This window comes from Micromonospora lutea, assembly GCF_016863535.1.
GTDB lineage: Bacteria > Actinomycetota > Actinomycetes > Mycobacteriales > Micromonosporaceae > Micromonospora > Micromonospora lutea.
On record NZ_BOPB01000014.1, the window covers coordinates 37,588 to 50,938 of the forward strand.

Consider the following 13,351-nt stretch of genomic DNA (forward strand, 5'->3'; position numbering starts at 1 on the left):
CGTTGCGTGCCATCGGTGTCAATCCCTGGGTCTGGGCCTCGCCGGTCGATGGCGAGGCACTGGCTGAGCTGATCCCACGGATCGCGGCGCTCGGGTTCGACGCGGTCGAACTGCCGATCGAACAGCCGGGTGACTGGGACCCGTACCGCGTCCGGGACCTGCTCGCCAGGTACGGACTGGCTGCGGCCGGCGTCTGTGCGGTCACCCCGCCCGGGCGGGAACTGGTCAATGCGGCACCCGCCGTGGTGGAGGCCACGGTGGCGTACCTGAACACCTGTGTGGACAGTGCGGCGATCATCGGTGCGCCGTGCGTCGGTGGTCCCGTCTACGCGTCGGTGGGCCGAACCTGGCGGATGACGCCGACGGAACGTGCCGCCTGTTACGCGGACTTCCGTCGAGCGTTGGCACCGGTCGCGGACCGGGCCGGCGAGCGGGGTGTGTCCATCGGCGTGGAGGCGCTCAACCGCTACGAGACCAGTGTCGTCAACACGCTCGAACAGACGGTGGAGATGATCGACGGTCTGCCGTCGAACGTCGGCATCATGATCGACACGTATCACATGAACATCGAGGAGGCGAACCCGTACGCGGTGCTGGCCGCGGCGGGCCCACACATCAAGCACGTGCAGGTCAGTGGCACCAACCGGGGAGCGCCCGGGGCGGACCACCTGGACTGGCCCCGGTTTCTCGCCGCGCTGGCCGCGACCGGCTACTGGGGCGCGATCTGTATCGAGTCGTTCACTCCGGAGAACGCGACGATCGCGACCGCCGCCTCGATCTGGCGGCCGCTCGCTCCGTCACCGGACCGGCTCGCGGGGGACGGGCTCGTCTATCTGCGGAGCATTCTGGGCTGATCCGCGCTGCCCTCGCGGGCGGCCTCCGTCGACGGAGGCCGCCCGCGAGAGCGGTCCGGCGGAAGGCCGTTGCGGGGCGGTACGTGCCGAAGGGCGTGATCTCAGTCGATCCTTGCGTAGACATCATTCGTATGATGAAATGCCGTCCACATCGTACTCATCACGCCGCACCACCCGCTCAGGTGAGGAGACCTCCGTGTCCGTACCTCCATCCCCCGCCGCGCCCCGACGGGTGCTGGCCGCGGCGGCGACGGTGGCGCTGACCGCTGCGGCCACCGTGGCCGCCGTGACGACAGCCGCCGCCCCCGCTCTCGCCGCGACCACCACCGTCTACGCCTCCCCCTCCGGTGGCGGCAGCAGCTGCACCGCCGCCCAACCGTGTTCGTTGACCGGAGCGCAGTCCGTCGTCCGGTCGATGAACGCCTCGATGTCGGGAGACATCGTGGTGCAACTGGCCGACGGCGTGTACCGGCTCGCGTCACCGCTGCGGTTCACCGCCGCCGACTCCGGCACGAACGGCTACCAGGTGATCTGGCAGGCGGCACCATCGGCCCGCCCCGTGATCAGCGGCGCGCGGGCGGTCACCGGCTGGTCGCAGGTGGACGCCGCCCGCAACATCTGGCGTGCCAACGTCGGCGCGGGGACCGACACCCGCCAGCTCTACGTCGACGGCGCGCTCGCCACCCGGGCCCGCACCCAGGTCAACCGGGCGGACTTCAGCTCGGACAGCACCGGCATGCGGTTCACCAGCAGCGCCTTGAGCTACCTCAACAACCTGGCCAACCAGAGCCGGATCCAGATGGAGAGCGTCAACTCCTTCACCGACCGGTACGTCTCGGTGCAGAGCATCAGCGGCAACCTCATCCGGATGCAGCAGCCCGGCTGGAGCAACAACAACTTCGGGTACGACACCTTCACCAGTCCGCACCGGGCCGGACCGCTCTACCTGACCAACGCCTACGAGTTCCTGGACACGCCGGGGGAGTGGTACCTCGACCCGGGCAATGGCGCGCTGTCCTACATCCCGCTCGCCGGGCAGAACATGAATACCGTCAGCGTGGAACTGCCCACGCAACAGTCCCTGGTCAATCTCGGCGGGACCTACGCCGCACCGGCACACCACATCAGCTTCACCGGGATCACCTTCACCGGAACGACCTGGCTGGGCGCCAGCAGCAACCAGGGCTACGTGGACCAGCAGACCGGGGCGTACATCCACGGCAACTGGAACTGGCCCAGCTTCTCCTCCTGCCACAACGGCTGCCCGCAGTTCGAGGCCACTCGACCGAACTGGCAGCAGATGCCCGCCGCCGTGCAGATCTCGGCCGCCAACAACATCACCTTCAGCGACTCCCAGTTCGTCAACCTGGGACAGACGGCGATCGGGATCGGCAACGACGCCAACGCCCACGCCAGCGGGGTGGGCCTGGGGGCCAGCAACATCACCGTCACCCGCTCCGAGATCGCCCGCAACGCGGCCGGTGGCATCGTCGTCGGTGGCGTACGCGCCGACGCCCACCACCCCGGTGACCAACGCATGGTGAACCGGGACATCACCATCAGCAACAACCGCCTGCACGACCTCGGGATCGAGTACCGGGGCATCGTCTCGGTGCTCACCACCTACGTCACCAACGCCACCGTCTCGTACAACGAGGTCTACAACATGCCGTACACCGGCATGTCCATCGGCTACGGCTGGGGCTCCAACGACGCGGGCGGAAGCGAACACTACGCCGGCCGCGGCCTGTACAACTACCAGCCGCGATACACGACCGCCACGACCGCCTCCAACAACCGGCTGATCGGCAACTACGTGCACGACGTGATGCAGCAGATGAACGACGGCGGCTGCATCTACACCCTGTCGGCCAACCCGGGCGGGTTGATCAGCAACAACTACTGCCTGCGGACCAACGGCTACTTCGGGGTCTACTTCGACGAGGGATCCCGCTACTACACCGCCCGCAACAACGTCTTCTCGTCCACCGGCACCTGGGCCACCGCCAACTACTGGTACGCCGAGAACATGGGCAACTTCACCGTCACCAACAACTGGTCGACCAACGGCAGCACCAACGTGACCAACGGCGACCGGGGCAACGTCGTGTCCGGCAACGTGACGGTGACCAACGGAAACTGGCCCTCCGGTGCGCAGGCGGTGATGGCCGGTGCCGGTCCGCAGGGCGGCAACAGCCAGCAGGGCGTGCAGATCGTCGGTACCCAGTCCGGCCGGTGCGTGGACGTCGAGGGCGCCAGCACCACCAACGGGGCCCAGGCGAAACTCTGGGACTGCCACACCGGGACGAACCAGCGGTGGACCTACACCGCTGGCAAGCAACTGATGGTGTACGGCAACAAGTGCCTCGACGCGTCCGGGCAGGGCACCAGCAACGGCACGCTGGCGATCATCTGGGACTGCAACGGCCAGATCAACCAGCAGTGGAACGTCAACGCCAACGGCACCATCACCGGCGCGCAGTCCGGGCTGTGCCTCGACGCCAGCGGCTACGGCACCACCAACGGCACGGTGATCCACCTGTGGGCCTGCCACGGCGGCACCAACCAGCAGTGGAACTTGCGAAGCTGACCCCACGGTGGGTGGGGTCGGTACGCCGACCCCACCCACCGCGCGCCGGCTGACCCCGCGCGATCAGGTTGCCTGGCGTCGAAGGTGCTCGGCGAAGGCGGCCTGGCTGCCGAGCATCAACATGATGGCGTTGCGGTAGGCGACAGAACCCCACAGGTGCAGTTCCTCGTCGTCGATGCGGCCGAACACCCCGGCGAGGGCCTTGCGCTGGCCGCGGCGGAGCACCTTCTGTGGCCGGGCGAGCAGGTCGCCCTCGCGGCGCAGTGCGTCGAGGTAGGCGTCGACGGCCGAGGTGTACGCGGTGCCGCCGAGTTCCTCCAGCATGCCGAACTCGAAGACGTGCAGCGCCGCCTCCGACTCCCAGTGCTTGACCCGCTGAACCTGTCGGTTCAGCATCGCGTGCCGTGTTTCGAACAGCAGCAGGATCCCGCGACCGAGCCGGCTCAGCGGCCGGCGGCTCGACGGCAGCCGCAAGGTGCGTACCGGTTGTGCGGTGGCCACGTCCACCGCACCGGCATAGCTGGGCATCCGCTCGCCGCCGGGCACCGGGTCGGGCACTAGGCACACCTGGTCGGCGTAGTTCAGGGACGCCTGGCCGGACAGCGCGCGTACCGTCGCCGCGTACCGGTCGGCGAAGGGACGGTCGTCGGCCGGCGCGTCGGGGACGAGGCTAAAGACCACACCCGGCACTCCGGCCGTGGGAACGCCCAGCACCGCGGAACTCCGTAGGAAACCCCAGGCCGTCTCGGCATACCGGCTGCGGCGGGCCACCTCGGCGGCGGTGTCCCGCCAGTCGCGGGCGAGCCGCAACCGCTCCCGGACGTCGGTGGCGTCGGTCATCTCACGCAGCGCCCGGGGCAGCGCGGCCCCGGGGTCGACGTCGAGTGGGTCGGTGACCACCGACGGACCGACCGCCGCGTGTTCGGCGCAGTCCGCGTCGGTGTGCGGATTGCCGGGCGCACCGTGGCAGTCCCCCAGCCAGGTGACCGTTCGGCTCCCGGACTGCCGGGCGAATGCCGGCGTCGGCAGCATGCCGGCGCGTAGGACGGTTTCGTACTGCACCCGGGACCGGGCCGTCCGCAGCACGTCCAACGGCAGGACCGGGGCCAGTTCCACGACCGTCTCGATGATGACGCAGTGCGGGCAGGCAGGCCCGCGCGGATCGACGACACGGTATTCGCGCAGGTGGTCGACACCGGGCTGTTCCCACTGGACCCCGATGCCACCGCCCTCGCGCAGCATCACGTAGAGGTGGGTGGTGGCGTCCCGTTCCCGGGTGACGGCCACCATCTCGTCGAGGAACCGCCGTCGGCCGATGTGCTCCACCGGGCCACTGTATCGAGCAACATCACCGTATAGGTCCGGTCGAGCGCCGGCCGGCAGTCCGATCGGCGTCAGTTCCTTCGGCGTAGGCCGTCCAGTCAAGCTTTCTGATCACCCGGAACCGGACGGGCGGGTGGAACTGAGGGCTTGCCGCGCTGAACAGCCACCGGAGATCTCCCGACCGAGGTCCGCCAGGCGTTGACTACTGCTGCGGCGTTTTCGAGACTCGGGCAGGCCGCGTCCGACCGGCACCGGGAGCAGACGGTGATGTGGTGGGTATCGATGACCGACCAGGCAAGCTGGACACGGAAGGGGACCTCAGGTCTGATCCGGGGGAGCGCCACCGTGCCTCCTCCGTTGGAGCCTGCGGAACGCGAAGCTTGAGCGCCACTGTGCCGCACGGGTCATCAGCCGGCGGTGGGCAGAAATCCGTGTCGGGCCGTTCCCGGCCGGCTGCTCCCTGGTCTGCCCGTCCCGGCGGGCGTATCTCGTGGCCGGCCGGACTACATCGATCGGTTCAGCAGGGCGTTGGAACCATTTCAGCCTAGGCATACGACTAGAGTAATTGACTAGAGCAGGTGATCACTAGGCTTCTGTAAAGGTGATACACGACTAGTTGGCGGACACCTAGCGTCCTGGTCATGGTGAGGAAGCTCCGGCTGGTTGGGTCCGCAGAGATCCGCACCATGCTCGGTGGGGTCTCTCGGCAGCGCGTCTACCAGATCACCACCCGCCGAGACTTCCCCGAGCCGGTGGCGCAACTGTCGATGGGCAATGTCTGGCTTGCCGAGGATGTCGAGCGCTGGATCGCAGAGCGACGCGCTGACCTGGACTGAGCTGCGACCGGCTCGGCGGCCTTCTGCGGATGGTTATCCTCCGTGTCGACATCCGTCGACGGACAGGAGTTGAGATGCGCCTCGACATGGTCACGGCCGCCGCTCCGGCGCGAGAGTTCACCGTGCGCTGATTCCCGCGGCCCACCGTCGGTCCACCGACGGTGGCGGTGCTCCTCGCTGCGGAGCGGTCCCTTACGGCCGTTTCCCTTCCAGCTCGAGGAGCAATTTTGCGTGCCCTGGTATCCGCGCGTCTGGGCGCGGACTTCGCCAAACTCTGGACCGCCTCGGCGGTGTCCAACGTCGGTGACGGCATCACCATGGCGGCCGGTCCGCTGCTGGTCGCCTCGATCACCGACAACCCGGCGCTGATCGCCGGTGCCGTCTTCGTACAGCAGCTGCCCTGGTTGTTGTTCGCCCTGTTCAGTGGCGCCTACGTCGACCGGCTCGACCGGCGTCGTCTGGTGGTGGCGGTGAACCTGGTACGCGCTGCCGCGCTCGCCACGCTGACCGTCAGCATCGCCACCGGAACCGTCACGGTGGCGGTCTTCTACGCGGTGCTCTTCCTCCTCGGTACCGGGGAGACGTTGGCCGACACCGCCATGGGCGCGCTGCTGCCGTCGGTGGTCGCCCCCGACCGGCTGCCGAGCGCGAACGCGCGCCTCTACGCGACCTTCACGATCGGCAACCAGTTCGTGGCCAAACCGTTGGGCGCCTGGCTGTTCGTCATCTCGGCGGCGGCACCGTTCGGCCTCAACGCGCTCACGTTCGCCGTCGCCGCAGCGCTGCTGACCGGAATTCGGCCGGCTTCGACATCGGCTCCGGCGAGCACGGCACAAGAGTCGATCGTCCGCTCGGTCGCCGAGGGGGTGCGGTGGTTGTGGCGGCACCGGCTGCTGCGGACCCTGGCCGTGAGCATGGGAGTGGGCAACGTCGCCTTCTGCGCCGCGTTCGCGGTGTTCGTGCTCTACTGCCGGCAACGTCTGGGTGTCTCCGAGGTTGGCTACGGTCTCCTGCTCACCGCATTCGCGGTGGGTGGGTTGGCCGGCACGGCGGTGGCGACCCGACTCGTCCGGACCTTCGGACAGTCCGTGGTGCTGCGCGTCGGGCTGGTCATCGAGATGGTCACGCATCTGGTCCTGGCGGCCACGACGACGGTCTGGGTGGTGGTGCTCGTCGTGGTCGTCTTCAGCGCGCACGGCATGGTCTGGGGAGTCACCGTCGCGTCGTTGCGTCAACGGCTGGTGCCGTCCCGACTGCTCGGTCGGGTCGGCAGCTCGTACGCCGTGCTCGACCTGGGCGGGGCGGCGGTCGGCTCTCTCCTCGGTGGCCTGATGGCCAGCGCCTGGAGCATCACCGCGCCGTTCTGGATCGCCGGGATGGTGATGGCGGTTGTCGCCCTGGCCGCCTGGCGACCGCTGGCGCAGAGTCCGGAGTGGTCGCAGCCGCCCGAATCGGGCTGATTACCGTAGCATCGGGCTGTTCTTCCCTGGGCGGGTGCGGAGGAGACCGCATGGACGATGTGACCCTCCGAGCCCTCCGGCTACTGGAGGAGGCGCAGGCCGGCAGCGCGGCCCAGGTGTTGGCGGAAGCGGTTGCGGCGCTGCGGGAGTCGACCGGTGAACTGCGCGACGGTCCAGCGGCGATGCATTTCGCGCGTGTCGTGGCGTTGACCCGGCTCGGTGACCTGCGCGCCGCGATCGCCGCCGCCGATCTGATGCTGGTCGCCGCGGAGCGGGAGAACAGCGCCGGGTGGCGCTCCTGCGCCCTGTCGCTGCGCGCCGACCGGCGGCTGCGCCTCGGCGACCAGGACATCGCCGAGTACGACATCGAGGCAGTGCTGCGTGATCTCGTTCGCGCGGAGACGGCCCTGCTGGCCGGCGAACCGGATCCGGTGATCGAGGGCAACGCCCGCACCGGGCTGGCGATCGGCTACGCGAAACTGCGTCTCTACGAGCTGGCGGCACCACAGTTCCAGGCGGCGTACGAGACGACCTGTCGACCCGGGTATCCGGACAACGGCAACCGGGCGATGTGGCTGTGCAACCTGGCGGAACTCAACCTGATGTGGGCCCTGGAGCTGTATCAGGTGGGCCAGGTCGCCGAGGCGGAGAAGCACACCACGGCGGCCGAGGAGCACGCGGTGCGGGCGGCGACGGAGGCCTCCGGGCCCAGGGCGGAGGTGTGGCGGCTGTCCGCGTCGCTGTTCGCGGCGTGCGCCCGCGCCGACCGGCAGGATCCGGCCGACGCCGCCGAGGACATCCCCAGGTTCCTCGCGTTGTTGCAGGCACAGGGCGTCGAACAGAGTCACCAGGAGCAGTTGCTGTGTCGACCGTTCCACGCCGTCGCGCTGAGCCGGTCCGGGCGGGCGGGCGAGGCGCTACGCGTCATCGAGGAGGCGGTGGCCAGCCTGTCCCCCGACCACGACTGGTTGATCACCGCGGCGCTGCACCGTACGCACGCGGTGCTGCTCGCCAAGGACGGAGCGCGCGACGCGGTGCCGGGCCTCACCTACGGTGACGCGCTCGCGGAACTGCTGTGGCGCCAGCGACACCGGTGGCTGCACGCGGCGGTGACGATGCAGTCGTACGACCTGCTGCGGTGGCAGCATGAGCGGGCCGAGCGGGCCTCGCGCATCGACCCGCTCACGGGGGTGGCCAACCGGCGTGGGCTGGAGAAGTTCCTGGAGAGCCTGACCACTCCCACCGCAGCCGCGACCGACCCGGTGGCGGTGCTGATGGTGGACGTGGACCGGTTCAAGGACATCAACGACTCGTTGGGGCACGCCACCGGCGACGACGTGCTGCGGGCGGTGGCACAGGTGACCGAGGCCAGCGTCCGTCGGGACGATTTCGTCGCCCGGCTGGGCGGTGACGAGTTCGTGGCGATCCTGCCGGGCGCGGATATCGGTGCCGCTCAGCAGGTCGCCCAGCGGACGGTCGAGGCGGTGGCCGGGATGACGGCGTGGCAGGTGACGGTCAGCGTCGGAGTGGCCAGCGGCTCCGCGTACACCGTCGGGGAGACCCTCGCGAAGGCGGACGGTGCGATGTACGCGGCGAAGCGGGCGGGCGGGAACCGGGTGAGCAGCCGCCACCCGGGTGCCTGAGGGTCGATCGACGGTCCGGTGCCGGCGGGTGACGGCAACCGCCCGAATCCGGGAGGATCGGCAGGTGCACATCGAGCCGGTCGACGCCGCGCCCAGCCAGGGATTCACCCGTGCGATGCTTCGGCAACGGTGGGAGGATCTGGTCTTTCTGCACTGGCCGGTCGAGCCGGAGCGGGTCGCACCGCTGCTGCCCGCCGGCACCCGGCCCGACACGCTCGACGGGCTGACCTACGTCGGGCTGATCGGCTTCCGAATGGTCGGGCTGGGGCTCGGATTCGGGCCCGGCGTGCCGTACTTCGGCAGCTTCTGGGAGACCAACGTCCGGTTGTACTCGGTGGACGGCGCTGGCCGGCGGGCTGTGGTGTTCCGTTCGCTCGACGCGTCCCGGCTGGTGCCGGTGTTGGTCGCCCGGGCGACCCTGCGGCTGCCGTACATGTGGTCGTCGATGGGGTTGGCACGCGACGGCGACCGACTCAGCTACCGCTGCCGGCGTCGCTGGCCCGGCCCGGCCGGCGCGACGAGCCGGATCGAGGTCCGGGTTGGTGGGCCGATCGCCGAGCCGACGCCACTGGAGCACTTCGTCACCGCGCGGTGGGGCCTGCACACCCGGGCGTACGGACGTACCCTGCACCTGCCGAACTGGCACCCCCGCTGGCCCCTGCACCACGCGGAGCTGCTCGCCGTGGACGACGAACTGGTGACCGCCGCCGGGCTGCCGTCGCCGGAAGGGCCACCGACCAGCGTGCTCTACTCACCGGGGGTGCCGGTAGCCTTCGGCCAGCCCCGGTCAGCAGGTTCCGCTCGGGAGACCCGCTGACCGTAGGCCGGTCCGAATGCTGAGCGAGCGGGCCCGTCCTCAGAGGTAGCTGAACAGCGGCGGGAAGAGCAGGACCACGATCCAGGCCCACCCGGCGTACACCGGCAGGTAACCGGTCTGCCAGCGTTCCAGGGCGGCGAACGGGGTACGTCGCCGGACGAATCCCAGCATCAGCCACGCCGACCAGGCGAGGTTGGCCAGCAGGATCACGTTCTCGCCGAGCGCCGCGGCCTTGTTCGGGGTGGTGCCGTACTCGGTGATGCGTTCGGTGATCGCCCACAGCACCAGCACGTCGATGATGAGCGCGCTGACCACGAGGGCGAGTTGCAACCTGTCGAACAGGCCGGGCGGGGCCAGCGGGTCGCGGGCCGAGATCGAGTAGAGCAGCAGCCCCAGCACGACGACCAGCAGCAGGTCGAACAGGATCAGCGCTTCCCGTTCGACGTTGATGCCGGCGGTGGTCCAGACGAGGGCGACCAGGAAGGCCAGGAGCGCGGCGGTGAACAGCGGTGTGAACAGGCGGGTGAGTACCGGAGCGATGTTCTCGACGACGCTCTGTTTCGCCTCGACGAGCCAGCCCGCCACGACCACCGCGGCCACCACGCCGCAGGGCAGCAACCACTGGGAGATGAAGCCTTCCGGGTCGATGCCGATGGCCTGGAAGGTCCCGACGGTGAAGGCGGTCAGCACACCGCCGCCGAGGGCGATGAGGACGAAGTAGACGAAGCATTCGCCGGTGAACCTGATGAAGTCCATGCGTCGTCGCGACGAGCGCGGGTCGTCGGCCACGTACGCCAGGCCGACCACGAACCACATGGCGATGGGCAGGTGGATGGTGGTCAGCACCAGCGACTGGGAGTCTTCCGCGAGCGGGTAGACGTTGGCGGCGACCGCGCCGAGCGCGAACAACGCCACCATCACACCGATCAGCGCGGTCCCGGCCCGGCGTCGCCAGGCCAGGTACGCGGCCAGCCAGGGCAGTGCGAACAGCGAGAAGTTGGGAGCGTAGAACGCGCCGTCCTGTTGGAAACCCAGGCCGAACAGCTCGGGTATCTTGATCGACACGGCCGCACCCACCGCGCAGATGATCATCGCGATCAAATCACGTCGGGATCGGGTGTCCGTCTCCGGGTCATCGGTGCCGCCGGTCAGCACCAGTTGTTTCCATAACCGTTCCGAGTGCTCCCGGGCGAACTCGCGGGACAGCTCGTCCAGCCCGCCGAGACGTTTGACCGCGACCAGGAACGCCTCGTCGGGACGTAGCCCGGCGGCGACGAGTTCGTCGACCGAGCCGCGCAGGTGGTCCTCCAACTCCTCGGTGTCGGAGCGCTGCAACTCGGGGCGGCGTCGTACGTAGTGTCGCCACTGGGCGAACTGGGCCTCCAGAGTGTCCTGTCCGGAGGAGGCCGTCGTGCCGTCCGGACTGCCGGGCGCGGTCATGCCAGACCTCCGAGCGGAGTCGCCGCCGAACGCCGGACGTCGCCGGGGTCGACCCAGATCGCCTTGAGGGCGCTGACCACGGTGTCCCACTGGCGCTGCTGCTCGGCGAGTTCCGCCAGGCCACTGCTGGTGATCCGGTAGTACTTGCGTCGCCGCTCTCCGGGAACCGACTGCCAGCTCGACTCCACGTGGCCGAGGCGTTCGAGCCGGTGCAGCAGGGGATAGAGGAGCCCCTCGGTCCAGTCCAGCTCGCCGTCGGACAACTCGTTGATGCGTCGGAGGATCGCGTACCCGTAGCTCTCCCCGTCGGCCAGGATGCCCAGCACCATCGGCGTCGCCGAGGCGGCGACGAGATCCTTGGTGACCTTCATGAGACCCACCCATCATCTATACCTAGAACTACTAGGCATAGTAGTTCTAGGTATCCGGAGGCGCAAGGAATGCCCGCCGGCATCGCCGGCGGGCATCCAGGAGGGAAATGCGTAAGGTGCGGGCTTCGTCGCTCAGCGACCGCTGCCGCGTCCGGGCCGGGCTCGGGCGGAGAAGGCCGCGGCACCGGACCGCGCGGTGCCGGACCGTGCCGAGGCACCGGACCGCGCCGAGGCGGCGGCAGCGGATCGCCCGGAGGTGGCCGGCGCGGAGCGTCCTGAGCCGGCCGGAGCGGTCCGCGTCGACGCGGTCTGCGCCGGCTTGCCCCCGCGGCGACTCCGGCCTGCCGGGGTGGGCGACGCCTCCCGCCGGTTGGTCGGCTGACCGGCGACCGGGGCGACCGCCAGCGTCCGTTCCCCAGGAGCGAGTTCACGCAGCAGGGCGTCTCCCGGACGCAGTCGGGTGGTGGTCGCCGCGATGCCTGCCTTGCGGGTCAGCTCCCGCACCTCGGGCGCCTGCGTGTCGGTCATCAGTGTGACGACGGTTCCGGCGGCGCCGGCCCGGGCGGTACGCCCCGAGCGGTGCAGGTACGCCTTGTGCTCGACGGGTGGATCGGCGTGCACGACGAGGGCCACGTCGTCGACGTGGATCCCCCGGGCCGCGATGTCGGTGGCCACCAGCGTCCGCGCCGCGCCGTCGGAGAACGCCTTGAGGTTCCTGGTACGCGCGTTCTGGGCCAGGTTGCCATGCAACTCCACCGCGGTCACCCCGGCCGCGACCAGCCGACGGGTGAGGGTCTTGGCCCCTCGCTTGGTGCGGGTGAAGACCACTGTCCGTCCCGGCGCGGCGGTCAGGTCGACCAGCACGGCGAACCGGTCCTCGGCATGCACGTGCAGGACGTGGTGGGTCATCGCGGTGACCGGCGACAGGGTCGAGTCGACGCTGTGCACCACCGGATCGGTGAGGTAACGCCGGACCAGCACGTCGACGCCGGAATCCAGGGTGGCGGAGAAGAGCAGCCGCTGCCCGCGACGGGGAGTCAGGTCCAGCAGCCGGCGTACGGTCGGCAGGAACCCGAGGTCGGCCATGTGGTCGGCCTCGTCGAGCACGCTGATCTCGACGGCGTCCAGGTGGGCGTGTCCGGCCTGCACGTGGTCGGCGAGCCGGCCAGGGCAGGCCACCAGGATGTCGACCCCGGCGCGCAACCCGGTGATCTGTGGCCGGGCGGCGACGCCACCGAAGACGGTCATGGTCCGCAGTGACAGCGCCTGGGCCAGTGGCGCCATCACGCTGTCGATCTGGGTGGCCAACTCCCGGGTGGGCGCGAGGATGAGCGCCCGGGGGCGTCCGGGCCGGCGCGGCGTGGCGGTCGCGGCCAGCCGGGTGAGCACGGCCAGGACGAAGGCGTATGTCTTACCCGACCCGGTGCGACCCCGACCGAGCACGTCCCGACCGGCGAGTGCGTCGGGCAGGGTTGCGGCCTGGATCGGGAACGGCCGATCCACCCCGGTCGCGGCCAGTACGCGGGTGAGCGCCTCGGGCACGCCGAGGTCGGCGAAGGTCGGCAGGGTGGGTGAGGTGTTCTGCTGCTGTGGGCGGCGTGCCGCCATGAAGGCTCCGAACGTCGAAGGGGACGTCCCACCGGCGCGGCGGTGCCGGCCGTGGCCCGGCGCATCGAAGGCGCGGGGCGTGGAACATCGAATCGGACCCGCTCAAGCGGGTCGCACCATCAGCCTACCCGACCGGCGGCATGGAGGTTGCCGTGGCTGAGGTTCAGGAAGGTGCCACCACCCGCCAGCGGCTCTGGCCGCCCATCCATGCCCCGGCCAGGATTTCCGCCGACTTGCGGCCGGGGCAGGGGTAGATCTTCGAGCGGCCGGTGCCGCCGCCGGCCCGGGCCTCGACCTCCCACGACTCGCCGTCGGTGCGGATGTAGACGTCGCGACGCCCGCGCGGGGTGTGGTCGCCGTTCCACCAGTGACGCTCAACTCTCACCTGCTGACCGTATAACACCAGGTC

Annotated in this window: 11 protein-coding genes; 6 read left to right on the plus strand and 5 right to left on the minus strand. The window is 69.7% G+C overall.

Annotated elements, in window-relative coordinates; translation table 11 throughout:
- The first annotated feature begins 2 nt into the window (after positions 1-2).
- Both Vlu01_RS15345 and Vlu01_RS15350 read left to right on the plus strand, forming a co-directional pair.
- The gene (locus Vlu01_RS15345; RefSeq protein ID WP_203999543.1) at positions 3-854 is read left to right on the plus strand and encodes a sugar phosphate isomerase/epimerase family protein; all 852 of its coding nucleotides are present in this window, start codon (positions 3-5) and stop codon (positions 852-854) included.
- Between the two features lie 196 nt (positions 855-1,050).
- The gene (locus tag Vlu01_RS15350) at positions 1,051-3,444 is read left to right on the plus strand and encodes an RICIN domain-containing protein (protein WP_203999545.1); all 2,394 of its coding nucleotides are present in this window, start codon (positions 1,051-1,053) and stop codon (positions 3,442-3,444) included.
- A 63-nt stretch (positions 3,445-3,507) separates the two neighbouring features.
- Here the strand turns inward: Vlu01_RS15350 and Vlu01_RS15355 are convergent, their stop codons facing one another.
- Positions 3,508-4,770 carry a hypothetical protein gene (locus Vlu01_RS15355; protein WP_203999547.1) on the minus strand — a complete coding sequence of 421 codons (1,263 nt, stop codon included), beginning with the start codon at positions 4,768-4,770 and terminating at the stop codon, positions 3,508-3,510.
- Positions 4,771-5,408: 638 nt separating this feature from the next.
- Here Vlu01_RS15355 and Vlu01_RS15360 point away from each other — a divergent pair.
- The 4 genes from Vlu01_RS15360 to Vlu01_RS15375 all read left to right on the plus strand — a co-directional run bounded on the left by Vlu01_RS15360 (position 5,409) and on the right by Vlu01_RS15375 (position 9,523).
- On the plus strand, positions 5,409-5,603 hold the full coding sequence (locus Vlu01_RS15360; RefSeq protein WP_203999549.1) for a helix-turn-helix transcriptional regulator: 195 nt from the start codon (positions 5,409-5,411) through the stop codon (positions 5,601-5,603).
- A gap of 227 nt (positions 5,604-5,830) precedes the next feature.
- Entirely contained in the window at positions 5,831-7,063 is a 1,233-nt protein-coding gene (locus Vlu01_RS15365; protein WP_203999551.1) for an MFS transporter, read from the plus strand.
- A gap of 50 nt (positions 7,064-7,113) precedes the next feature.
- A complete protein-coding gene (locus tag Vlu01_RS15370; protein ID WP_203999553.1) occupies positions 7,114-8,706 on the plus strand; it encodes a GGDEF domain-containing protein in 1,593 nt (530 codons plus the stop codon).
- Positions 8,707-8,770: 64 nt separating this feature from the next.
- A complete protein-coding gene (locus Vlu01_RS15375) occupies positions 8,771-9,523 on the plus strand; it encodes a YqjF family protein (RefSeq protein ID WP_204000020.1) in 753 nt (250 codons plus the stop codon).
- A gap of 39 nt (positions 9,524-9,562) precedes the next feature.
- Here Vlu01_RS15375 and Vlu01_RS15380 read toward each other — a convergent pair whose 3' ends face one another.
- The 4 genes from Vlu01_RS15380 to Vlu01_RS15395 all read right to left on the minus strand — a co-directional run bounded on the left by Vlu01_RS15380 (position 9,563) and on the right by Vlu01_RS15395 (position 13,327).
- Positions 9,563-10,963 (minus strand): permease prefix domain 1-containing protein, encoded by a 1,401-nt coding sequence (locus Vlu01_RS15380; protein ID WP_203999555.1) that lies wholly within the window; start codon positions 10,961-10,963, stop codon positions 9,563-9,565.
- Positions 10,960-11,334: a PadR family transcriptional regulator gene (locus tag Vlu01_RS15385; RefSeq protein WP_204000023.1), complete on the minus strand. Its 375-nt coding sequence runs from the start codon at positions 11,332-11,334 to the stop codon at positions 10,960-10,962. Before Vlu01_RS15385 ends, Vlu01_RS15380 begins: the two co-directional genes overlap by 4 nt.
- 132 nt (positions 11,335-11,466) lie before the next feature.
- Positions 11,467-12,942: a DEAD/DEAH box helicase gene (locus Vlu01_RS15390; protein WP_203999558.1), complete on the minus strand. Its 1,476-nt coding sequence runs from the start codon at positions 12,940-12,942 to the stop codon at positions 11,467-11,469.
- A gap of 163 nt (positions 12,943-13,105) precedes the next feature.
- Positions 13,106-13,327, minus strand: a complete 222-nt coding sequence (locus tag Vlu01_RS15395; protein WP_099851929.1) for a hypothetical protein — start codon at positions 13,325-13,327, stop codon at positions 13,106-13,108.
- Positions 13,328-13,351: the final 24 nt, after the last annotated feature.